This is a genomic window from Streptomyces sp. NPDC093795, from assembly GCF_044764665.1.
Classification (GTDB): Bacteria; Actinomycetota; Actinomycetes; order Streptomycetales; family Streptomycetaceae; genus Streptomyces.
Map to the genome: position 1 here is coordinate 162,234 of NZ_JBIWIO010000008.1, position 23,131 is coordinate 185,364.

18 protein-coding genes and 3 pseudogenes are annotated in these 23,131 nt (G+C 74.0%); 20 read left to right on the forward strand and 1 reads right to left on the reverse strand.

The window, feature by feature from the left end:
- Window positions 1-132: 132 nt before the first annotated feature.
- From ACIRB7_RS22355 to ACIRB7_RS22405, 11 genes and pseudogenes are all read left to right on the forward strand, one after another.
- Window positions 133-1,248: pseudogene (locus ACIRB7_RS22355) on the forward strand (NAD(P)/FAD-dependent oxidoreductase); the annotation flags it as partial.
- A 189-nt stretch (window positions 1,249-1,437) separates the two neighbouring features.
- Window positions 1,438-1,695: pseudogene (locus ACIRB7_RS22360) on the forward strand ((2Fe-2S)-binding protein); the annotation flags it as partial.
- Window positions 1,696-1,951: 256 nt separating this feature from the next.
- Window positions 1,952-3,382 carry an FAD-dependent oxidoreductase gene (locus ACIRB7_RS22365; protein ID WP_403601830.1) on the forward strand — a complete coding sequence of 477 codons (1,431 nt, stop codon included), beginning with the start codon at window positions 1,952-1,954 and terminating at the stop codon, window positions 3,380-3,382.
- Window positions 3,383-3,470: 88 nt separating this feature from the next.
- Window positions 3,471-4,385, forward strand: coding sequence for a dihydrodipicolinate synthase family protein (locus ACIRB7_RS22370; RefSeq protein ID WP_403601366.1), 915 nt, complete (start codon window positions 3,471-3,473; stop codon window positions 4,383-4,385).
- A 50-nt stretch (window positions 4,386-4,435) separates the two neighbouring features.
- Complete coding sequence (locus ACIRB7_RS22375) at window positions 4,436-5,440, forward strand: proline racemase family protein (RefSeq protein WP_403601368.1); 1,005 nt, start codon at window positions 4,436-4,438, stop codon at window positions 5,438-5,440.
- A gap of 88 nt (window positions 5,441-5,528) precedes the next feature.
- On the forward strand, window positions 5,529-6,239 hold the full coding sequence (locus ACIRB7_RS22380; protein ID WP_403601371.1) for a GntR family transcriptional regulator: 711 nt from the start codon (window positions 5,529-5,531) through the stop codon (window positions 6,237-6,239).
- Window positions 6,240-6,290: 51 nt separating this feature from the next.
- Window positions 6,291-6,440, forward strand: a pseudogene (locus ACIRB7_RS22385) (MarR family transcriptional regulator); the annotation flags it as partial.
- Between the two features lie 76 nt (window positions 6,441-6,516).
- Window positions 6,517-6,948, forward strand: coding sequence for a cell division protein SepF (locus ACIRB7_RS22390; RefSeq protein WP_403601373.1), 432 nt, complete (start codon window positions 6,517-6,519; stop codon window positions 6,946-6,948).
- A gap of 55 nt (window positions 6,949-7,003) precedes the next feature.
- Complete coding sequence (locus tag ACIRB7_RS22395; protein ID WP_403601375.1) at window positions 7,004-8,395, forward strand: ATP-binding protein; 1,392 nt, start codon at window positions 7,004-7,006, stop codon at window positions 8,393-8,395.
- Window positions 8,396-8,477: 82 nt separating this feature from the next.
- Entirely contained in the window at window positions 8,478-8,858 is a 381-nt protein-coding gene (locus ACIRB7_RS22400; RefSeq protein WP_403601376.1) for a nucleotide pyrophosphohydrolase, read from the forward strand.
- Window positions 8,859-8,985: 127 nt separating this feature from the next.
- A complete protein-coding gene (locus ACIRB7_RS22405) occupies window positions 8,986-9,471 on the forward strand; it encodes a DUF6099 family protein (protein WP_403601379.1) in 486 nt (161 codons plus the stop codon).
- A 35-nt stretch (window positions 9,472-9,506) separates the two neighbouring features.
- On the opposite strand, the gene ACIRB7_RS22410 is transcribed toward ACIRB7_RS22405, so the two are convergent.
- Entirely contained in the window at window positions 9,507-9,872 is a 366-nt protein-coding gene (locus ACIRB7_RS22410) for a hypothetical protein (RefSeq protein ID WP_403601381.1), read from the reverse strand.
- Window positions 9,873-10,123: 251 nt separating this feature from the next.
- Here ACIRB7_RS22410 and ACIRB7_RS22415 point away from each other — a divergent pair, with 251 nt between their 5' ends.
- The 9 genes from ACIRB7_RS22415 (at window position 10,124) to ACIRB7_RS22455 (ending at window position 23,125) form a co-directional block, all read left to right on the forward strand.
- Window positions 10,124-11,047 carry an LLM class F420-dependent oxidoreductase gene (locus ACIRB7_RS22415; RefSeq protein ID WP_403601384.1) on the forward strand — a complete coding sequence of 308 codons (924 nt, stop codon included), beginning with the start codon at window positions 10,124-10,126 and terminating at the stop codon, window positions 11,045-11,047.
- A 13-nt stretch (window positions 11,048-11,060) separates the two neighbouring features.
- On the forward strand, window positions 11,061-11,975 hold the full coding sequence (gene mmuM, locus ACIRB7_RS22420) for a homocysteine S-methyltransferase (RefSeq protein ID WP_403601387.1): 915 nt from the start codon (window positions 11,061-11,063) through the stop codon (window positions 11,973-11,975).
- A gap of 166 nt (window positions 11,976-12,141) precedes the next feature.
- Window positions 12,142-13,608, forward strand: a complete 1,467-nt coding sequence (locus ACIRB7_RS22425) for a 3' terminal RNA ribose 2'-O-methyltransferase Hen1 (RefSeq protein ID WP_403601390.1) — start codon at window positions 12,142-12,144, stop codon at window positions 13,606-13,608.
- Complete coding sequence (locus ACIRB7_RS22430) at window positions 13,605-16,163, forward strand: polynucleotide kinase-phosphatase (RefSeq protein ID WP_403601393.1); 2,559 nt, start codon at window positions 13,605-13,607, stop codon at window positions 16,161-16,163. Before ACIRB7_RS22425 ends, ACIRB7_RS22430 begins: the two co-directional genes overlap by 4 nt.
- Before the next feature lie 497 nt (window positions 16,164-16,660).
- The gene (locus ACIRB7_RS22435; RefSeq protein ID WP_403601395.1) at window positions 16,661-17,386 is read left to right on the forward strand and encodes a Crp/Fnr family transcriptional regulator; all 726 of its coding nucleotides are present in this window, start codon (window positions 16,661-16,663) and stop codon (window positions 17,384-17,386) included.
- Window positions 17,387-17,515: 129 nt separating this feature from the next.
- The gene (locus ACIRB7_RS22440; protein ID WP_403601398.1) at window positions 17,516-18,388 is read left to right on the forward strand and encodes a hypothetical protein; all 873 of its coding nucleotides are present in this window, start codon (window positions 17,516-17,518) and stop codon (window positions 18,386-18,388) included.
- Window positions 18,385-20,832: a hypothetical protein gene (locus ACIRB7_RS22445; protein ID WP_403601401.1), complete on the forward strand. Its 2,448-nt coding sequence runs from the start codon at window positions 18,385-18,387 to the stop codon at window positions 20,830-20,832. The genes ACIRB7_RS22440 and ACIRB7_RS22445 overlap by 4 nt, the downstream gene beginning before the upstream one ends.
- Window positions 20,829-22,427 carry a hypothetical protein gene (locus ACIRB7_RS22450; RefSeq protein ID WP_403601404.1) on the forward strand — a complete coding sequence of 533 codons (1,599 nt, stop codon included), beginning with the start codon at window positions 20,829-20,831 and terminating at the stop codon, window positions 22,425-22,427. Before ACIRB7_RS22445 ends, ACIRB7_RS22450 begins: the two co-directional genes overlap by 4 nt.
- 251 nt (window positions 22,428-22,678) lie before the next feature.
- Window positions 22,679-23,125, forward strand: coding sequence for a Pycsar system effector family protein (locus tag ACIRB7_RS22455; protein WP_403601407.1), 447 nt, complete (start codon window positions 22,679-22,681; stop codon window positions 23,123-23,125).
- The last annotated feature ends 6 nt before the right edge of the window (window positions 23,126-23,131 follow it).

Genomic DNA, 23,131 nt, shown 5'->3' on the forward strand with positions numbered 1-23,131 from the left:
CCTTGCTCAGGCTCTGAGTCGGAGCGAGGCCGCCAACGCCGACCTGCATCACTGGAGTTGACATCCACCGGCCCCCTGTTGGGCTCCGAGAGAATGTGACATATTACTGCTGTGTCCAAGAGACTGAGGAGCCTGGACGCCGTGATCATCGGCGCGGGCGTCGTCGGAGCGGCCTGCGCATACTTCGCCGGCCGCGCGGGACTGGACGTCGCCGTCGTCGACCGGGGTCCCGTCGCCGGCGGTACGACCGGCGCCGGAGAGGGCAACCTCCTCGTCTCGGACAAGGAGCCGGGACCCGAACTCGACCTCGCGCTGCTCTCCGTACGCCTCTGGAGGGAACTCGCCGCCACGCTCCCGCCGGACATGGAGTACGAGACGAAGGGCGGCCTCGTGGTGGCCCCGGACGCCGCCACGCTGAAGGCCCTGCGCGCCTATGCCGAGGGGCAGCGGGCGGCCGGGGTGGAGGCCGCCGAGATCGGGGGCGACGCCCTGCGGGAGCTCGAACCGCACCTCGCGGACGGTCTCGCGGGCGGCTTCCACTACCCGCAGGACGCCCAGATCCAACCGGCCCGCGCGGCCGCCCGCCTGCTCGCCGCCTCCGGCGCGTCCGTCCACCTCGGCGAGGAGGTCACCGCCATCCTGCGTACGTCCTCGGGCGCGGTACGCGGAGTCCGCACGGCCCGCCGTGAACTCGCGGCCCCCGCCGTGGTCAACGCCGCCGGTACGTGGGGCGGGGCGGTCGCGGCGCTGGCCGGTACGGAGCTGCCGGTGCGGCCCCGGCGCGGGTTCGTGCTCGTGACCGAACCGCTCCCCAGAGTCGTACGGCACAAGGTGTACGCCGCCGACTACATCGCCGACGTGGCCAGCGGCTCGGCGGCGCTCCAGTCCTCGGCCGTAGTCGAGGGCACCCCTGCCGGGCCCGTGCTCATCGGCGCCACCCGGGAGCGGGTGGGCTTCGACCGCTCCCTGTCCGTCGAGGCCCTGCGCAGGCTCGCCTCCCAGGCCGCCGCGCTCTTCCCGGTACTCGCCGACGTACGGGTGCTGCGCGCCTACCACGGCTTCCGCCCGTACCTCCCCGACCACCTCCCGGCGATCGGCCCCGACCCCCGCGTCCCGGGCCTCCACCACGCATGCGGCCACGAGGGCGCGGGAATAGGCCTGGCCCCGGCAACGGGCCTCCTGATCGCCGCAGCGCTGACGGGGGAGCAACCCCCGCTGGCCCGATATCCGTTCCGACCGGAGCGGTTCGGGGACGGGGACGGGGACGCCAGGCACAAGAGCGCCCCCGACCGCGCCGCCGGTCCCGGCCGCGGTCCTGACCCCCGCCCCCGCCTCCGGACCCCGGGAGACCGCACCATGAGACGACGCCGTACCGCGTCCGCAGCCCGCACCCCGCGTTCGCTCGTCGGCGGGTCGGCCACGGACGCGTTCACCGTGGCCTTCGACGGGCGCACGGTGCCCGCGCTGGCCGGGCAGTCCCTCGCGGCCGCACTGTGGAGCGCGGGCATCCTGACCTGGCGCACCACGCGCGTCTCGGGGGCACCGCGCGGTGTCTTCTGCGGGATGGGCAGCTGCTACGACTGCCTCGTCACTGTCAACGGGCGCCCCAACCAGCGTGCCTGCCTCACTCCCGCCCGCCCCGGTGACACCGTCACGACACAGGAAGGGACCGGCCGTGCCGACCTCACCGTCTGACGCCGCCCCTGCGGACCCGGCCGGTCAGGCAAGCCCGGCGGACCCAGCCGACCCGGCCTACCTGGCGGATCCGGCCTACCTGGCGGATCCGGCGAACCAGGCCGACCCGGCCAACCTGGCGGATTCGGCCGACCCTGCCGACCCTGCCGACCCGGCGGTCCCGGCCTACCCAGCCGACCCGGCCTACCCAGCCGACCCGGCCTACCCAGCCGACCCGGCCTACCCAGTCGGCCCGCCCAACCCACCCCACCTCGCCATCATCGGCGCGGGGCCAGCCGGCCTCGCCGCGGCCGTGGAGGCGGCTCGGCTCGGGCTTCGGGTCGTGCTGCTCGACGCCGGGGACCGGCCCGGTGGCCAGTACTACCGGCATCCCGCGCCCGAGCTCGGCGCGCTCCGGCCTGAGGCGCTCCATCACGGCTGGCGTGCGTTCGCCCGCCGGGCGGCGGCCCTGGACGGGCTCGTGCGTTCCGGGCGGGTGACCTATCGCCCGCGTTGTCACGTCTGGACCGTGGTGCCCGAGGGCCCCGCTTGGCGGCTGCACGCCGTCGTCACCGGCGACGACACCGCCGTGACCGTACGGGCCCGTGCCGTGCTCCTGGCCACCGGCTCGTACGAACGTCAACTGCCCTTCCCGGGCTGGACCCTGCCCGGGGTCGTCGCGGCCGGGGGCGCGCAGGCCATGCTCAAGAGCGGGCTCGTCCTGCCGGGGCGCCGCGTCGTCGTGGCCGGCAGCGGTCCGCTGCTCCTGGCGGTCGCGGGATCACTCGCGGAGGCGGGCGCACGCGTCCCCGCCGTCGTCGAGGCGGGGACGTACCGGGGGTACGCCGGATTCGCGCCCGCCTTGCTGCGTAACCCCGCGAAGCTCACCGAAGGCGCCCTGCACGGAGGCGCGTTGCTGCGGCACGGGGTCAGGCTCCTCACCCGCCACGCGGTCGTCGAAGCGCACGGTACCGACCGCGTGGAGGCGGTCACCGTGGCGCGGATCGATGCCGACTGGCGTCCCGTACCCGGCACCGGGCGGCGGATCCCGTGCGACGCGCTCGCGGTCGGCCACGGGCTCGTACCCCAGGTGGAACTGGCCACCACCCTCGGCTGTGCGACCCGGACAGCCGCCGACGGAACATCCGCCCTCGTCCTCGACACCGACCAGTCGACCTCCGTCCCCGGCATCTGGGCGGCCGGTGAACCCGGCGGCATCGGCGGGGCACGACTGGCGCTCCTGGAAGGCGAGTTGGCGGCCGCCTCCGTGGCCCGAACCCTCCTGGGAGTCCGGCCGCCGAAGCTCCCCGCCGACCGCCCGACGGCGGCCGCGCGGCGACGCCACCGCGACCGACTGCGCGGGTTCGCCGAGGCGATGGGGGCCGTGCACCGGCCGGGCGCGGGGTGGGTGGACTGGCTGCGGGAGGACACCGAGATCTGCCGCTGCGAGGAGGTGCCCGTCGCCCGCGTCACGGAGGCCGTCGAGACGCTCGGCGCGCGGGACGCCCGTACGGTCAAGCTGTTCACCCGCGCCGGGATGGGCTGGTGCCAGGGCCGGATGTGCGGCCCCGCCGTGTCGGCCCTCGCGGGGCGGCAGCCGGGTGCCGCCCCTGACGGGCCCCCGGAGCGACGCCCGCTGTCCTGCCCCGTACCCCTGCGACACCTGGCCGAACTGCCGGAACCGGCGACGAGCCGCGACGAGATCTGATCAATCGTCAAATTCCCCTCGTGCACGGGCCCTTGTGGCTCCTCCGCCCATCAGTAAAATGTCACACACCACACAAGGGAGTTCCTTCATGTCCCACGAGCAAACCCCTGTGCACCGCGCCCACCCCTGGCACGGAATCATGGTCGCCACCGCCCTCCCCCTCCGCGAGGACGGCTCCGTCGACCACGGCGCCTACGCCCGCCACGTCGCCTGGCTGATCTCCCAGGGCTGCGACGGCGTCGTACCGAACGGCTCGCTCGGCGAGTACCAGACCCTCACCGACGCGGAGCGCGCCCACGTCGTACGGACCGCCGTCGAAGCGGCCGGGGACGGCGACCGGGTCATGCCCGGCGTCTCCGCGTACGGCAGCGCGGACGCCCGGCGGTGGGCCGAGCAGGCCGCCGAGGCCGGGGCCGGTTCGGTGCTGCTCCTGCCGCCCAACGCCTACCGGGCCGACGAGCGTTCCGTACGCGCCCACTACGCCGAGGTCGCGGCGGCCGGGCTGCCCGTCGTCGCGTACAACAACCCCCTCGACACCAAGGTCGACCTCACCCCCGCCCTCCTCGCCCGCCTGCACGCCGACGGCAGCATCGTCGCGGTGAAGGAGTTCAGCGGGGACGTCCGCCGCGCCTACGAGATCGCCGAACTCGCCCCGGGCCTCGACCTGCTCGTCGGCGCGGACGACGTCCTCCTCGAACTCGCCCTCGCCGGAGCGGTCGGCTGGGTCGCCGGCTACCCCAACGCCCTGCCGCGCACCTGCGCCACGCTCTACCGCGCGGCCGTCGCCGGAGACCTCGAAACGGCGCTTCCGCTCTACAAATCCCTGCACTCGCTCTTCCGTTGGGACTCGAAGATCGAGTTCGTCCAGGCGATCAAACTGTCCATGGACCTCGCGGGCCGCCCCGGCGGCCCCACCCGGGCGCCGCGCGTCCCGCTGACACCGGAGCAGGAGGCGGTCGTACGGGCCGCGACGGAGAAGGCCCTCGCGGAGGGCCACGCGTAGCTTCCGGCAGCCCGGCGCCCATACTCCGTACACAGACCCGAAGGGGACCCATGCGCACCCGTCACGTCTACCACGCTGTGGACTCCCACACCGAAGGCATGCCCACCCGGGTGATCACCGGCGGCGTCGGGGTGATCCCCGGCGCCACGATGGCAGAGAAGCGGCTCCACTTCGTCGAGCACCTGGACCACGTCCGTACCCTCCTCATGTACGAGCCGCGCGGCCACGCGGCGATGAGCGGCGCGATCCTCCAGCCGCCCACCCGCCCCGACGCCGACTACGGCGTCCTGTTCATCGAGGTGTCCGGGCTCCTCCCGATGTGCGGCCACGGCACCATCGGCGTCGCCACCGTCCTCGTCGAGACGGGAATGGTGCCGGTCGTCGAACCGGTGACCACCGTCCGCCTGGACACCCCGGCGGGCCTGGTGAGCGTCGACGTCCGTGTCGAGGACGGACGGGCGTGCGCGGTCACCCTCACCAACGTGCCCTCCTTCGCCGCGGGACTCGACCTCAAGGCGGACGTGCCCGGGTACGGCACCGTCACCTACGACCTCGCCTACGGGGGCAACTTCTACGCCTTCGTCGCCCTCGAATCCCTGGGGCTGCCGTTCGACCGCGCCCACAAGGACGAGCTGCTCGCCGCGGGCCTTGCCGTCATGGAGGCGGTCAACGGGGGCCCCGACCGGCCCGTCCACCCGGAGGACCCGGGCATCGCCGGGGTGAAGCACGTCTACCTCGCCGCGCCCGGCTCCGACGCGGCCCGGTCACGCCACGCCATGGCCATCCACCCCGGCTGGTTCGACCGCTCGCCGTGCGGCACCGGGACCAGTGCCAGGCTTGCGCAGTTGCACGCCCGTGGACTGCTCGCCCCCGGCGTCGACTTCGTCAACGAATCCTTCATCGGCACCGAGTTCACGGGGCGGATCGTCGAGGAGACGGAAGTGGCCGGCCGGCCCGCCGTCGTGCCGACGGTGACGGGCCGCGCCTGGATCACCGGCACGGCCCAGTACTTCCTCGACCCCGAGGACCCGTTCCCCGCCGGCTTCCTGCTCTGACCGCGAAGGAACGCGGTAACTCCCGTACCCCGGAAGGAGAAACGTGACATTGTACGATGCTCCTCCCTGACTTCTCGGAGGACGCACGATGGGTGACCTGAAGCAGTACGGCCTCGTCAGGGCGCAGGAGAGGCTCCGTGACCAGGTCGGGCACGCCCTCCGCGCGGCCCTGATCGCCGGTGAACTGCGGCCCGGCCAGGTCTACTCGGCCCCCGGGCTCGCGAGCGACCTCGGCGTCTCGGCGACGCCCGTCCGCGAGGCCATGCTCGACCTGGCCCGGGAGGGCCTGGTCGAACCCGTCCGTAACAAGGGCTTCCGTATCACCGAGGTCAGCGAACGGGACCTCGACCAGTTCACCGAACTGCGCACCCTCATCGAGGTCCCCACCATCGGCCGCGTCACGAGGAAGGCCGACCGGGAGCAGCTGGAGGCACTGCGCCCGGTCGCGGAGGAGATCGTCTCCCGCGCCCGGGAGCACGATCTCATCGGCTACCTGGAGGCGGACCGCCGCTTCCATCTCGCGCTGCTCGCCCTCTGCGGCAACGAACGCCTGGTCGAGACGGTGGGGGAGCTGCGCAAGCGCTCCCGCCTCTACGGTCTGACCGGCCTGGACGAGGCGGGCAAACTCGTCTCCTCCGCCGAGGAACACCTCGAACTCCTTGACCTGATGCTCGCCGGCGACGCCCGCGGCGCGGAGGCGTGCATGCGCCGCCACCTCGGCCACGTACGGTCCCTGTGGGCCGACGCCCGCGACGCACCGCCCGGCCGCGCGCGAACTGCCGGAGCCGGAGGAAAGTAGCGCAGTGATCACGGACTCGCAGACTCCCGCAGCCCTCACGCCCACCGCCACCAGGCAGCCCGGGTCAGGATCCGGGCGCTTGCGACCGAGGTGCGTGCCGTGGTCCACGAGGGCATCAGCGACGAGGAGTACGTGACCGCGCTCAAGGTGCTGCGCAGAATGGTGGCCGATGCCGAGGCCGACAAGAGGTCCGACCACTGACCCCTCACCTCCGTCATCCGGGCATCACCTCGTGTCGTTGTTGGGCCGAACGGGTGAGGAGCGGGAGGATGGGGTCATGAGTAGGTACGAGAGGTACGACGTCACCGACGAGCAGTGGGAGGGCCTCGCCCAGGTCGTGCCCCTGCGCGGCCGTGACGAATGGCCGTCCAGGGTCGACCACCGCACGATCCCCGAGCAGTACGAATCCGTCGAGCAGCGCCGTATGGTCGTGCTCCGCGTCCAGGTGTTCGCCGACGCCCGTGAGGTCGCCGACTACCTCATCGCCCAGATCCCGGTGCTCCTGGACCTGACGAGCGCCGACACCGAGGTCGCCAAGCGCATCCTCGACTTCAGCAGCGGCGTCGTCTTCGGACTCGGCAGCGTGATGCACCGCGTCGACCGGAACGTTTTTCTTCTCGCCCCGGCCGGCACGGAGGTCGAGGGCGCGGAGGGCGAGGACGAGGAGGGCGCCGTCGGCGGCAGGACCGCCGGGGTCCCCCGTTCGTAGGAAGGTCATCTCGACGTAACGGTTCGTCACGGAATGAACTGCGTACGGTCCGGGCATGGACCTCACCGGCGGCTTCACGCTCGACCACTCCACGACCGTTGCGCCTTCCTCCGGCACGCACGCGGGTACGCACACGGGCACGTACACCGGCTCTCCCAACGGCGGAGCCCTTTCCGCCGTGGCCCCCGCCCGAGCCGGTGCGCCGTCCGGTCCGCGTGTCTCCGTCCCCGAGGCGCGGGGGCCGGCCGCGTCGGAGAACCGGCCTCGGGGCGGGCCCGGGCGGAGGGCCGACGGGGAGGCCGCCCGTGGGGGTGGAGGCGGGCGGCTCCAGGCACGGCCCGCCGTCACCGAGCTGCGCCTGTCCGCGTTCGCGGGACACCGCGCCGCCGTGCACCCGCTGGGACCGGTCACCCTCTTCACCGGACCCAGCGGCAGCGGCAAGTCCACCACCCTGCGGGCGTACGAGGCACTGGCCCGGCTCGGCGCGGGCGACCCGCTCGACGAGGTGTTCCCCGACGCCGCCGACTGCGTCCCCGAGCGGGCCCGGCCCGACGCCCAGGGCAGGCGCGGCTTCCGGATCGGATGCACGGTCGACGGACCGGAAGGCCCGGTCCACCTGGACCTCGCCGTCCAGGCCGAACCCCGGCTCCGTATCGTCGGCGAGCGACTCACCGGACGCGGCCGCACCCTGCTCGCCACCGCCCTCCGCGACCCCGGCCGCACCAGCGTCCAGGCCGAGTGGCACACGGCCGGATCCACCCCCGTCACCCGGGCACCGCTCCCCGACGACCTCCTCGGTACGGCGCTGCTGCCGCTGCGGGTCGCGGGGAAGACCCCCGGGCAGCTGGAGGTCCTGGCCGCCGCCGAACAGATGGTCATCGGGCTGCGGTCCGCCTTCGCCTGCGACCCCCGGCCCGAGCGGATGCGGGCCCCCGTCCTCCCCGGCGAGGGACGGCTGCGGCGGGGCTGCGGCAACCTCGCCGAGGTGCTGCACCGCACCCACACGGAGTGCCCGCGCCGCCACCACCGCCTCGCGGCCGTGGCGGCGGCTGGCTGCGCGGGATCTGTCGCCGGTCTCGGGGTGCGGGAGCTCCCGGAGGGCACGGTCCTCGCGGTCCTCGAACGAGGGTCCCGGCCCGCGACCCCGCTCGGCCGCCTCGGCGACGGGGAACTGCGCTATCTGGCGCTCGCCCTCACCCTCCTCACCGGCCCGGGAGTGCTGGCGATGGACCAGCTCGCCGAGGTGCCCGACGCCATGCAGTCCCTGACGCTGCTCGCCGACGGCCTCGACCGGGGGCTCGACGGGCGGCAGGTGGGCGAACTGCTCCGCCTCGCCACGGGCATCGCCGCCGACGGACACATCCGGGTCGCGGGAACGGTCGGGTCCGGGGCGGCGGAGGAGGCGCGCCGGGTGCCCGGGGTGACGGTGGTGGACCTGAGTGCCTGAGGGGGACGAGGGTGGACCTGAGTGCCTGATGGTGACGGTGGTGGTCTGAGTGCCTGATGGTCACGGTGATAGACCTGAGCGCGTGACGGACAACGACGTAGCGGGACTGCAGCGCAGGTTGGTCGAGTTCGCGGCCGCCCGCGACTGGCAGCCCTACCACACGCCCAAGAACCTGGCGGCGGCGCTCAGCGTGGAGGCATCCGAACTCCTGGAGATCTTCCAGTGGTTGACGCCCGAGCAGGCGGAGCGGGTCATGGACGAACCCGGTTCCGCGCACCGGGTCGCCGACGAGGTGGCGGACGTCCTCGCCTACCTGCTCCAGTTCTGCGCGGTGCTCGGGGTCGATCCGCTGACCGCGCTCGCGGCGAAGATCGACCGGAACGAGGTCCGATTTCCCGTCCGGAGGCGGGGCGGAGGGGGTGAGAAGGGGGATGCGGCCGACGATCGTCACTCTTCGGAGTGAGGAACTTTTCCCCGTCGAGCTTCCTGTCCACAGATTTCCGAATTCCCCTGGTGACGGGGCTCAGGCGGCTTCACTCTGGGTAGTGGACTCAGTGGGCAGATAAGTCGTACGAACGGGGGCGGCGTTGATGGAAGCGGAGCGACTCATCGCGCTTGGCCGGCAGGCGCTGGCCGAGAGCGGAACGGCACAGGACATCGTGGTGGAGGCCTGGCAGGCCCAGGCGCTCGCCCAGGCGATAGGGAACCATCTCGCGCTCTGCGGACCGCAGGAGCTGCGCGGCGAGGCGCGGGGGCTGAGCGAGACGGGAGAGTACCCGACGTGGGGCGCCGGAGGGCCGCGAGCGACCCAGCTGTCCGAAGTGGCGGACCCGAGTGGGGCGTTGACCCTGCTCGGGGAGCTGCTCGGGGAGGTGGGCATCGCGCTGGTCGGCGTGGCGTGCGCCACCGACGAGGAGGGGCTCTACTGGCAGTGCATCGAGGCCATCGACGCCGCCGACGAGTCGAGCGACCGGGTGCGCGGGATGCTGCGGCGTCTCGCCGTGCGGGACGGGGAGCGGGCCCGCCCTCCCGACGCCGCCCGAGGCCGCGCGGGCCCCGGACGGGGCCGGTGGTGAGCGGCGCGCGGCGACCGGCCGGAGACGCGGGACTTCTAGAGGCCGGGACGCTCCGGGCGGACCTGCTCGCGCTGGGGCTGGTGGCGCTGCTGGGGCTGGTGGTCGCGCTCGCGCGGATGCATCTGCGACTGCGGCTGGTGCGGCTCGTGCTGGGCCGGCTCGTGGCGGTCGGGCGTGGACCGGAGGCCGGGCGTGGGCCGGAAGTCGGGCGGGGACTGCGCGTCGGACGTGGACTGAAGGTCCGCGTCCAGCTGGGAGAGGTCGGCGGAGAGCGCCGCCATCAGCTCCTCCATCTGCTGGAGCAGACCCTTGGGGGCGCCGGTTCCCTTCTGCTCGGGCACGGACTGCGGTACCGGCTGCTGCTCGGGAACGGCCCGCTCCGGCGCGGCTTCCTGGGACATGGGGACCTCCTCGGCCCGGACCCCGCGCCGCCGAGGGCGGGGTCACGAGTGAGAGCGACGCACCGGCAGCGGCCGCCGGCACGTGGGCCGGGCGGTCCGGCTCCGCCCGAGCCAACGACGGGCGCCGGGCCCCGGTCACTGGCCGGGGAGGACGCGGCCCGCCAGGGGGCCGGATATTCACCCGACCGAGCCGGGGCGGACAACGCGCTGACGGACAGGTTGACACGCACCCGACGGTGCAGGATGGAGGCATGGATCTTCGCATCTTCACGGAACCCCAGCAGGGAGCCGACTACGACACCCTCCTCACGGTGGCACGGGCCACCGAGGAGCTCGGATTCGACGCCTTCTTCCGCTCCGACCACTATCTCAGCATGGGCTCGGCCGACGGGCTGCCCGGACCGACGGACGCCTGGATCACGCTCGCCGGGCTCGCCCGGGAGACCAAGCGGATCCGCCTCGGCACGCTGATGACCGCCGGCACCTTCCGGCTTCCCGGTGTCCTCGCCATCCAGGTCGCCCAGGTCGACCGGATGTCCGGTGGCCGGGTCGAACTGGGCCTCGGTGCGGGCTGGTTCGAGGAGGAGCACAAGGCCTACGGCATTCCGTTCCCGAAGGAGAAGTTCGGCCGCCTCGAGGAGCAGCTGGCGATCGTCACCGGCCTGTGGGAGACCGAGGTCGGCAAGACCTTCAGCTACGACGGGGAGTTCTACCAGCTCACCGACTCTCCCGCGCTGCCCAAGCCCGCCCAGGACAGGATCCCGGTCCTGATCGGCGGGCACGGCGCGACCCGCACGCCACGCCTGGCCGCGCGGTACGCGGACGAGTTCAACATCCCCTTCGCCTCCCTGGAGGAGAGCGAGCGCCAGTTCGGCCGGGTGCGGGCCGCGGCCGAGGAGGCCGGGCGGGCGCCCGACGACCTGGTGTACTCCAACGCGCTGGTGGTCTGTGTCGGCAAGGACGACGCCGAGGTGGCCCGCAGGGCCGCCGCCATCGGACGGGACGTGGACGAGCTGAAGGCGAACGGTCTCGCGGGCTCGCCCGCCGAGGTCGTCGAGAAGCTCGGGCGGTACGCGGACATCGGCTCCTCCCGGGTCTACCTCCAGGTCCTGGACCTGGACGACCTGGACCACCTGGAGCTGATCTCCGCGCGGGTCCAGTCGCAGCTGGGATGAGAGGGGCGATCCGATGAAGCCGGTCCCCGCGCTCGCCGAAGCCCTCGGGGCGGGAGTCCTCGTCCTCGACGGCGGGCTGTCCAACCAACTGGAGGCACAGGGCTGCGACCTCTCGGACGCGCTCTGGTCCGCGCGGCTCCTCGCCGACGCACCCGAGCAGATCGAGGCGGCCCACGCGGCGTACGTACGGGCCGGTGCCCGGGTGCTGATCACCTCCAGCTACCAGGCGACCTTCGAGGGCTTCGCCCGGCGGGGCGTGGGCCGTGAGGAGGCGGCCCGGCTCCTCGCGCGGAGCGTGGAGCTCGCCAGGGCGGCGGCGGACGGGGTACGGGAGGAGGTCTGGGTCGCCGCGTCCGTGGGGCCGTACGGCGCGATGCTCGCGGACGGCAGCGAGTACCGGGGGCGGTACGGGCTGTCCGTACGGGAGCTCGAAGCGTTCCACCGGCCCCGGATCGAGGTGCTCGCGGCGGCGGGGCCGGACGTGCTCGCCCTGGAGACCGTTCCGGACGTGGTCGAGGCGGAGGCGCTGCTGCGGGCGGCCGAGGGGTGCGGGGTGCCCGTGTGGCTCTCGTACACGGTCGAGGGCGGGCGGACCCGGGCCGGACAGGACCTGGCGGAGGCCTTCGCGGTGGCCGCCGGGAACGACGGCGTCCTCGCGGTCGGCGTCAACTGCTGCGACCCGGCGGAGGCCGGGGCGGCCGTGGAGGTGGCCGCGGCCGTGACCGGGAAGCCGGCTGTGGTCTATCCCAACAGCGGCGAGCGGTGGGACGCGGGTGCGCGGGGCTGGCGGGGGGACATGGCCTTCGACCCGGCCCACGCCACCGCCTGGGCGGCGGCCGGCGCCCGGCTCGTCGGCGGCTGCTGCCGGGTGGGCCCGGCCACGATCACCGCGCTCGCGGAGTCACTGGCCACCGAGGGCAGAGCCTGAACCACACCCCGGCCGCCCTCGGCCCCCGCCCCGCCCCCAGCCTCGCCCCCGGCCGCTCCGCACCCGCTGTCGGGCCCCCGCCCCCGGTCCCGGGTCCCGGGTCCCGGGCCCTGGGTCCCGGGAAAATGCCTGGTCGGGAGGGGAGAGGGGAACCATACTCGGACGGGTGTTCCTGACGATCAGTACGACCGGCGACCAGGAGCGTCCCGCGACCGATCTCGGCTTTCTGCTGCACAAGCATCCCGAGCGGGCGCAGGCGTTCTCGACTTCCCACGGCACGGCGCATGTCCTCTACCCCGAGGCGAGCGCCGAGCGGTGCACGGCGGCACTTCTCCTGGAGGTGGACCCCGTGGCGCTGGTGCGCCGCGGCAAGGGCAAGGGCCGGGGCGGCGCCCCGGACTCCGCGCTCGCGCAGTACGTGAACGACCGGCCCTACGCCGCGTCCTCGCTGCTCGCCGTCGCCCTCGCCGCGGTCTTCAAGACGGCGCTGCACGGCGTGTGCAAGGCGATGCCCGAGCGGGCCGCCGCGCCGCTGCCGCTGCGCGTCGAGGTCCCCGTGCTGCCCGCCAGGGGCGGCGCCGACCTGGTGTGCGCGCTGTTCGGGCCGCTGGGCTGGGACACGGTGGACGCCGAGCCGGTGGCGCTCGACGCGGAGTTCCCCCAGTGGGGCGACTCCCGTTACGTACGGCTGGTCCTTGAGGGCGAGCTGCGGCTCGCGGACGCCCTCAACCACCTCTACGTCCTGCTGCCGGTCCTCGACGACGCCAAGCACTACTGGGTGGCGCCCGACGAGGTCGACAAGCTGCTTCGCGCCGGTGACGGCTGGCTCGCAGGACATCCCGAGCGGAAGCTGATCACGGCCCGCTATCTCTCCCGTCGCTGGGGCCTGGCCCGCGAGGCGACGGAGCGGCTCGAACTGGTGCGGCTCGCCGAGGCCGAGGGCCTGGACGTCGACGACGTCGACAACGCCGTGGACGAGTCGACCGACACCGAGGAACGGCCGGTGCCGCTGGCCGAGCAGCGCCGGGAGGCGATCCTCGGCGCCCTGGAGACGGCGGGAGCGGCCCGGGTGCTCGATCTGGGCTGTGGGCAGGGGCAGTTGGTGCAGGCCCTGCTCAAGGACCCGCGCTACACCGAGATCGTCGGCGTCGACGTCTCCGTGCGGGCGCTGACCGTGGCCGCGCGCCGGCTGCGGCTCGACCGGATGGGGGAGCGGCAGGCCGCCCGGGTGAACCTGATGCAGGGCTCGCTCGCGTACACCGACAAGCGGCTCACCGGCTACGACGCGGCCGTGCTCAGCGAGGTGATCGAGCACCTGGACCTGCCGCGGCTGCCGGCCCTGGAGTACGCGGTGTTCGGCTCGGCCCGGCCGCGTACGGTCCTCGTGACCACGCCGAACGTCGAGTACAACGTGCGCTGGGAATCGCTCCCGGCCGGGCACGTCCGGCATCGCGACCACCGCTTCGAGTGGACCCGGGACGAGTTCCGGAGCTGGGCGGCCTCGGTGGCCGGGCGGCACGGGTACGACGTCGGGTTCGTCCCCGTCGGCCCCGACGACCCCGAGGTCGGACCGCCCACCCAGATGGCCGTCTTCACCCGTACCGACGAGACCTTGAAGGAGGTCGCGGCATGACCCGTACGCTTCCCGTCACCGACCTGTCCCTCGTGGTGCTCGTCGGGGCCACCGGCTCCGGCAAGTCCACCTTCGCCCGGCGCCACTTCAAGGCGACCGAGATCGTCTCCTCCGACTTCTGCCGGGGGCTCGTCGCGGACGACGAGAACGACCAGTCGGCGAGCAAGGACGCCTTCGACGTCCTCCACTACATCGTGGGCAAGCGGCTCGCGGCGGGGCGGCTCGCCGTCGTCGACGCCACCAACGTGCAGCAGGAGGCCAGGCGCCAGCTCGTCCAGCTGGCCAGGTCGCACGACGTGCTGCCCATCGCGATCGTCCTCGACCTGCCCGAGGACGTGTGCCGCGCCCGGAACGCCGTACGGCCCGACCGTGCCGACATGCCCGCGCACGTCATCCAGCGCCACCGCCGTGAGCTGCGGCGTTCGCTGCGCGGCCTGGAGCGCGAGGGCTTCCGCAAGGTGCACGTGCTGCGGTCCGTCGAGGAGGTCGAGGAGGCCGAGGTCGTCCTGGAGCGCCGCTTCAACGACCTGCGTCACCTCACCGGACCCTTCGACATCATCGGTGACATCCATGGCTGCCGATCCGAGCTGGAGACGCTGCTCGCGAAGCTCGGTTACGTCGACGGTCACCACCCCGAGGGGCGTACGGCCGTCTTCGTCGGCGACCTCGTCGACCGGGGGCCCGACTCCCCGGGCGTCCTGCGCCGGGTGATGGCGATGGTCGCCGCGGGCGACGCGCTGTGCGTGCCCGGCAACCACGAGAACAAGCTGGGCCGCTGGCTCAAGGGCCGCAAGGTGCAGGAGACGCACGGTCTCGCCGAGACGATCGAGCAGCTGGGGCAGGAGAGCGAGGAGTTCCGGGCCGAGGTCGCCCGGTTCATCGAAGGACTCGTCAGCCACTACGTCCTCGACGGCGGCAACCTCGTCGTCTGCCACGCCGGCCTGCCGGAGAAGTACCACGGCCGCACGTCGGGGCGGGTGCGTTCGCACGCGCTGTACGGGGACACCACCGGCGAGACCGACGAGTTCGGGCTGCCGGTGCGCTACCCGTGGGCGGAGGACTACCGGGGGCGGGCCACCGTCGTGTACGGGCACACGCCCGTGCCGGACACCTCCTGGATCAACAACACCATCTGTCTCGACACCGGAGCGGTCTTCGGCGGGAAGATGACCGCGCTGCGCTGGCCGGAGCGCGAACTCGTCGACGTACCGGCCGAGCGCGTCTGGTACGAGCCGGCCCGGCCGCTCGCGACCGAGGCGCCGGGCGGGCACCAGGGGCGCCCCCTGGACCTCGCGGACGTGCACGGCCGACGGATCGTGGAGACGCGGCACCTCGGCAACGTCGCGGTGCGGGAGGAGAACGCGGCGGCGGCCCTTGAGGTGATGAGCCGGTTCGCGGTCGACCCGAGGCTGCTCGCCTACCTGCCGCCGACGATGGCACCGACCGCCACCTCGAAGGAGGAGGGCTACCTGGAGCACCCGGCCGAGGCCTTCGCCCAGTACCGGGCGGACGGCGTCGAGCGGGTCGTGTGCGAGGAGAAGCACATGGGCTCCCGGGCCGTGGCCCTGGTCTGCCGGGACGCCGAGGCGGCGCGCGAGCGCTTCGGCGTGGACGGCGACGGGGTGACGGGCGCGCTGTACACCCGTACGGGACGGCCCTTCTTCACGGAGTCCGTCAGCGGCTCCGCCGCGGGCCCGGCCGTCACCGAGGAGGTCATCGGGCGGCTGCGCACGGCGATCGGCGCCGCCGGGCTCTGGGACGAGCTCGGCGCGGACTGGCTGCTGCTCGACGGCGAACTGATGCCGTGGTCGCTCAAGTCGGCCGGGCTGCTTCGCGCGCAGTACGCGGCGGTCGGCGCCGCGTCCGGTGCCGTCTTCCCCGGCGCCGTCACCGCCCTCGAACAGGCGGTGGCGCGCGGGGTCGAAGGGATCGACGGGCTGCTGGCCAAGCAGCGGGAGCGCGCCTCGGACGCGGCGGCGTTCACGGAGGCGTACCGCAGGTACTGCTGGCCGACCGAGGGGCTTGAGGGTGTGCGGTTCGCCCCGTTCCAGCTGCTCGCCGCGACCGGACGCTCGCTCGCCGCCGTACCTCACGACGAGCAGCTCGCCTGGCTCGACCGGCTCGTGGAGCACGACCCGACCGGGCTGCTCCAGCTCACCCGCCGGCTCGTCGTCGACACCGGCGACGAGGCCTCGGTACGCGCCGGGATCGACTGGTGGCTCGACATGACCGGCGCGGGCGGCGAGGGCATGGTCGTCAAGCCGCTGGCGGCGCTCGTCCGCGACCCCAAGGGCCGGCTCGCGCAGCCCGGGGTGAAGGTGCGCGGCCGGGAGTACCTGCGGATCATCTACGGCCCCGAGTACACCCGCCCGGAGAACCTGGAGCGCCTCCGTCAGCGCTTCCTGGGCCACAAGCGGTCCCTGGCCCTCCGCGAGTACGCCCTCGGCCTCGAAGCCCTCGACCGCCTGGCGGAAGGCGAACCCCTCTGGCGCGTCCACGAGGCCGTCTTCGCGGTCCTGGCCCTGGAATCGGAACCGGTGGACCCGAGACTCTGACGCGGTGAGGCGCGCGGGGAGACCCGGAGCCGGGCGGGGCTGCACGCAGCCCCGCCCGGCTCCGGTCCGGCTTCCGCCCGGCTCCGGTCCGGCTTCCGCCCGGCTCCGTTCCGGCTTCCGCCCGGCTCCCGCCGGACCTGGCCCGGCCGGAGACTCCCCCGTGCCGGCCTCAGCGGTCTTCGCGTGGTCTCCGCAAGGTCTTCATGTCGCTCTCGCACTGCTTTCGCGTGGTGTTCGACCCGGCTCCGCGAGGTCGGCGCACGGCCCCGGCCGGGGGGCGCAGGGGGGCCGGTCGCGGCGCTCCCCTGCGCCCCCCGTGCCCGTTGACGCGTTTCTTCCGCACCCTCTAGCGTTCTTCACCCCATGACGTGACGCAGCGTCAACAACGTGACGTGGCACGACACATGAGGTGAGAACACACACGCGAACGCGCCGGTCGATCACCGGTGGGCGGTCTTCCCCGGAGGGCCCGAGGACGGTACGGGGGTGAGCGGACGGTGAGTCTCTTCGGCCAGGACCGCTCCTTCCTCCACGCCCTCCCGGCGGCCGACCGGCGGTTCCTGCTCACCGAGGGCGCCCGGCGCGTCTACGAACCGGGGGAGGTGATGATCCGCGAACGCGACACCAGCGCCTTCGTCCTCGCGCTCCTCTCCGGCTGGTCCGTCGTCTCCGTGGGCACCGAGCGCGGATCGCGGCTCATCCTCGCCCTCCGCGGCGCCGGCGAGGTCGTCGGAGACCTCGCCGCCGTCGACCGGCGCCCGCGCAGCGCCAGCGTCACCGCGCTCGGCACGGTCGAGGCCGTGGCCATCTCCGGGGACCGGTTCCGGCACTTCCTCGCCGCCCGGCCGCACGCCACCGCGCTCGTCATGCGCCAGCTCGCCACCCGGCTGCGCAGCGCCGACGTCGAACGCCGCGCCCTCGCGTCCGAGACCGTCCTCCAGCGTCTCGCCGCCCGGCTCGTCGAACTGGCCGAACGTGCCGGACGGCGGGCCGACACCGGGACCGTACTCGAACTTCCACTACCCCAGCACGACCTGGCGGCGGCCATCGGAGCCACCCGGGAGGCAGTGGCCAAGGCGCTGCGCCTGCTGCGGGAACAGGACGTGGTCCGCACCGCGAACCGCACCGTCGTCGTCATCGACATGCGGGTCCTGATCCTGCTCGCGGAGGGGCGCGCACGCCCCGGCGCAGCCCCGGCGGACGAATCTCCACCGGTTGTGTAAACGGCTACATCGCCGGCCGCGGAACGCGGCCAGTCTGGACACGCACCACCACAGCACAAACGGCACCAGGGCATCACACAGGGAGTCCGAGTGAGCAGTGCGGGAGTGAACGGGCAAGTGGGCGGAGAAGTGGCCGCAGAAGCGGGCGGCATCCACCGGTTCGTCGTCTTCGGCGACATCTGCGGATCAGGGTCCCTGGCCATGGCCGAGAAGAAGCTCCAGCGCACGGCGATGTACGCCGCGTTCGAGGATGCGTACAGCTCCGTCGGCGTCGAGCCCGGCACCTTCCACCAGGAGGACCGGGGGGACGGCATCCTCGCCGCCCTGCGCCCCGACGTGCCGCCCACGCTCATGGTCGGACGGTGGATCGACACCCTGTACGAGAGCCTGCGCGCCCACAACCAGGGCCGGACGCGGCCGCTGCGGCTGCGGATCGGCATGAACGCGGGGCTCGTCGTCCAGGACCGCCACGGGCTCGTCGGACGGGCGGTGGACCTCGCGGCCCGGCTCTGCGACAGCCCTCCGGCCAAGCGGATCATGAACGAGACGCCCGAGGTCGCCCTCCTCGTCGTCGTCTCCGACTGGCTGTACGTGAACGTGGTCGCCGAGGGCGGGCGGTACGTCGAGCCGGACCACTACCGGCAGGCCCGCATTCGGTCCAAGGAGACCGACGAGGCCGCCTGGTTCCACGTACCGCGCAGGCCCGCGCCGCCGCTCATCGGGCCCGAGGGGGAGCTGCCGCCCGACGGGGAACGGGCGGTGGTACCGGCAGGGGCAGGGGGGTCACGGACCGGCGTTGGGCCGTCGCGGGGGGACGGCCCAACGCCCCGGACCGGGGGAGGGAACCGTACGTACCACGTCGGCGGCGACCTGCTCGACGTCCACGGCAACACCATCCACGGCGGCTTCACCGGCATCCGCAAGAGCGCGGCGCCGGATGCCGGGACCGGAGCCGGGGCCGGAGCCGGAGCCGGCGAGGCCGCGGCGGGTGAGGCGGAGTGAGTGACGAGGACGAGTCTTCGCCGCAGAACGACTCCCCGGATGCCGGACAGGGACAGGGGCAGGGCCACACCGACCGGACGGACACATCGGGCCGGGGCGCCGACCGAGGCGACCGAGGTGCGGATCGGGGCCCGAACCGCGGCTCGGACCGCGGCTCGGATCGCGGCTCGGACCGTGGCGCCGGTCGTGAGGGCGGGCGCGGGCCCGAGAGGTCCGACTCCACCGGCGAACAGCCGCGCGAACCCAGCGTCTTCGCCGCCGCCGACCGGGGGCCCCTCGGCGGCGAGAGCGACACCGGCGGCGCCGCCACCGCGCGCCGGGCCGTCCGCACCTGGGCCGGCGGCGGCGCCGACCGCCTCACCACCATCCACGGCGACGGCACCGTCTTCGAGGGCAACCAGATCTTCGCCCTGTACGGCTCCGACCGCTCCTCGCACTTCGTACAGGGCCCCGTCCCGCCGGAGACGCTCGACCACCTCGGCCGGGTGTACTGCGCGACCTCCGGCTACCGGCGCATGCGGGACCGGCTCCGCGACCACCGGGTCCTCGTCCTGTGCGGCGAACCCGGCAGCGGCCGCAAGGCCACCGCGCTCGCCCTGCTCGACGAACTGACCGGTGGCAAGGTCTTCCGCCTCGACCCGCGCCACGGCGTCGACGAGATCACCGAGGACGCCCTCCAGGAGAGCGGCGGCCACCTCCTCGAACTGCTCGCCGAGGACGTACGCGCCGAGAGCGAGCCGCACCCCACACGCTCCGGGCGCGGCGAGCACACCGCCGCCGCCCGCCGCTCCTTCACCCGCCTCTCCGAACTCCATCTGGACCGCTTCGGCGACCTGCTGCGGGGACGGGACGCGTACGGGGTCGTCCTCGTCGAGAACGGGGAGCTCGCGGACCGGCTGCTGCGCGGACGGTACGGGATGTACTGTGCGCCGCCGCCGGCGGACGAGGTCCTCCACCGCCACCTCTGGCACCTGCTGCGCGCCGAGTCCGACGAGGCCCTCGGCGCCGCGCGGGCCCGCGCCGCACGGCCGGACGTCGTCGGCGCCCTGGGCCTGGAGGAGCTGCGCCCGCGCGAGGCCGCCCGGCTCGCCGACCACCTCGCCCGACATTGGCGCGGCGAGATGACCGACGGGCAACTCCTCGTCGAATGCGCCTCGTTCGTACGCTCCCAGGCCCGCGAGTGGTTCGCGGGCGCCGACCGCCCGGGCGCGCTCCCCGAGGCCCAGCCGGCCCTGAACGCCGGGGCGTTCCGTATCGCCGTCGCCGTCTTCAACGGCTCCGCCTACAGCCTCGCCGCCGAGGCCGCCGAACTCCTCGCCTGGGAACTCGCGGTCACCCTCGACCCCGAACACGCCCCGGGCCGACGCCTGTTCGGCACCCACGCCGAGCACCGGCCGGTCCAGGCCCGTGCCGTCCTGGAGGACGGCGAGCTGGACCTCGGCCCGGCCAAAGTGCCGGTGCGCGCCGTCCACTTCCAGGGCCAGGCCCTCGCGGCCGCCGTCCTCGGCGAGGTCTGGCACGGCTACCACAACGTCCGTGGCCCGGTGGCCCGTTGGCTGCGGTCGCTCTGCGACGACCCGCGCCCCGAGGTGTGGGTACGGGCCTCCGTCGCGGCGGGCGTGCTCTGCTCCTGGGACTGGATCCACGGCTTCCGTGAGCTGGTGGTGCCGCTCGCCGTGACCGACGAACCGGTCGCCCGCATGGCCGCCGCCACCGCGCTCGCCGAGGCCGCCCGCGACCCGCGCGTCCGGCCCGCCGTCGCCGCCGTACTCAAGGACTGGGCCGGGTCCGGCGACGACGCGCTCGTCAGGACCGCACTGCTCGCCCACGGCTACGTCCTGGCGGCGGGCGGCGTCCCCGGTTCGCTCGACGCCCTCGCCCGGGTCGTCAGGGCCCGCGAGGCGACCGACATCGACGTGCTCGTGCCCGCCTCCTTCAGCGTGGCGCGGCTGCTCGCCTCCGGTGAACCCGCGCCCGTACTCCGACGGCTCCGGCAGTGGCTGGAGGACGGGCGCCAGAACCTGGCCAATCTGGTCCACCTCGCCGTCATCCGCGCCCTGAGCACCCGCACCACCCACCTCTGGGGGCTGCGGGAGGTCCCCGAACTCGACGGCCACGCCGCCCGCCCCCTGCTCGTCGCCCTCCTCGCGACCCGCCCCGACCTCGCACCGGAGCTGGCGTCACTGCTGCGGCACACGCTCACCACGGCCCGCTCGGGGGAGGCGGCCCTCGAAGCGCTCGGAGGTCTGCTCCGGCGGGCCGCGAAGGACCCGGAGTCGGTCGGGCACGTCTGCGCCTTCCTGCCCCGCCTCGCGGTGGACCGCCGGGACCGTGACCGGCTCAGGGGCCTGCTGAACGAACTGGTCCGGGACCGCGACCGGCCCCTGGACAGAGCCGCGGCGCGCCGGATGTGGGACGCCGTGACGGAAGGAGCGAACCGATGACCGGGCCCGAGCAGGACAGGAACGCGCGGCCGGACGAGCGGGCGCGCCAGGACGACAGGGGACGCGAGGAGCGCGGTCGTGACGGCCGGGAGCGGCAGCGGTACGAGGGGCAGCAGCGGTACGAGGGGCAGCGGCAGGAACGGCAGCGCCACGAGGGGCGGGGCGACGGTCGGCGCGGCGGCGGCCGCGGCGACGAGGACCGGGACCCGGACCGGGGCCCGGCGCAGGGGCCGGACCCGGACCCGGACCGCCGGCAGGACCAGGGGCAGGCACGCGTACGGAACCAGTTCCAGGGACCGAGGGCCGGGGAAGCCTCCGGCGGGCGTCCGCGCGGGCCGCTGATCGGGGAGTACGCGCCCCCGTACCGCCGCCGGAGCGGCCGGGTCGCCGCCGTGCTCCTCTACCGCAACGGCGGCCACCGGGTGGTGTGGCCGGACCGTACGGAGGACGTGAACAAGCCCCTGTTCGGCTCCCCGTACACCGTTTTCGAAGTGCAACTCGGCCGGAACGTCACCGAGTTCAGGCTCCAGCTGCCGGCCGCGGGGGACGGCGTCTTCTTCGAGGCCGTCGCCAAGGTCCAGTGGGTGGTGACCGACCCGCACCTCGTCGTCCGCGAACAGGTCGAGGACGTCGCCGAGCTGCTCCACGACGAACTCCTCGACGGCCTGCGCAGGCTCTCCAGGAGGTTCCGGATCACCGAGGCGCAGCGCGCCGACGAGGCGGTGCGGGAGGAGCTGAGCGCCGGACGTCTCAGCTTCGGCCGGGACATCGGGCTGCGGACCCGCGTCCTCGTCTTCATCGACCTCGACGCCTCCGTCAAGGCCGAGGTCTCACGCCGTGACAGGGTCGGCGTCACCATGGAGGCCGACGAGCGCGTCGCCGAGGCGGAGCGGCGCCGGGAGGCCGCCGACCGGGTCCGCGTCGCCGACCGCGCCCGCGAGTTGGAGGCCCTCTTCCGGCGCGGCGACCTGGCCCAGATCGCCCACCACATGGCGACGCACCCCGACAAGCAGTGGGAGATCCGCACCCAGCTCCAGCGGGAGCGGCGCGAGAGCCAGGAGGACTACCTGGCCGTCTTCAACCGGCTCCTGGACACCGGCGTTCTGGAACGGCACGACATCGGCGAGCAGATGTACCAGGTCCTCATGTACCTGCGGACCCAGACCGGCACCGTCCTCGACGGCATCACCGACCGGGTGCTCAACCCCTCGGGCGGCGCCCCGGGGCGCCGCCTCGCCCTGGAGGACGCGCTCCCGGAACCGCGCCGCCCGGACTGGGACGAGGAGCACGCGGACGCCCCCCGGGTCTACGAGCCGACCCGGGTCGAGTCGGGCTCCGAGCGGGAACGGGAGCGGGACCGCGACGGCGACCACCGCGACCGGAGCCGGCCGCGGGAGCGCGACGACGACGGCCGCGACCGGTACGAGGAGGACCCGTACGAGCGGCGCGACGCGTACGAGCGGAACGACCGGTACGACCGGTACGACCGGTACGACCGCGACGACCCGTACGACCGCGAACGGCGCGACGGCTCCCCGCGCCCCGCCCGCCCGGCCAGGCCCAGCGCCGAGTTCGACGACTGGGACGACGCATGACGCCCCCGCCCGCCGCGACGCCGAGCCCGGGGGAGACCCCAGCGCCGGCCCCCGGACCCGCCGAGGACGCCGGCCCGAGCCCCGCCCCCGGCCCCACCCCCGTACCGTCCCTCGACCCTGGCCCCGCCCCCGCGCCGACCCCCACCGCCGCACCGACTCCTGCGCCGTCCCCCACCCCCGTACCGTCCCTCGACCCTGGCCCCACCCCCGTCCCACCCCCCGCCCCCCTACCCCCCGAAGAGCTCCGGTTCATGGCCGAGCGGCTGCTCACCACCGTCCGGGAGGACATCGGACGCGCCGACACCAAGGCCGCGATCCTGCTCTCCGGCGCGCTCGCCTTCCTCGCCGTCGTGTTCTCCGCGGACCGCGGCCCGCTGCCCTCCGCCGGCGCCGGGCTCGCGTTCCTGCTTGTGGCGGGCGCGCTGTGGACGGCGGGGGTTCTGATGCTCGTCTCCGTGGTGCTGCCCCGCACCCGGATCGGGGCCGACCGCACACTGCTCCGCGCCCTTGCGGCGGGCCCGTCCGAGCCCGCGCTGCGCGAGCGGCTCTCCGCGTCCGGCGCGGACGCCACCGGCTGGCTCCTCGAACAGGCCAGCGTGCACGGGCTCGTGCTCGCGGCGAAGTACCGATGGCTGCGCCTGGGCGTCTGCGCGCTCGTGCTCGGCGCCCTCCTGGCCCTCTTCAGCGAACTGTGGTGAGAGAGA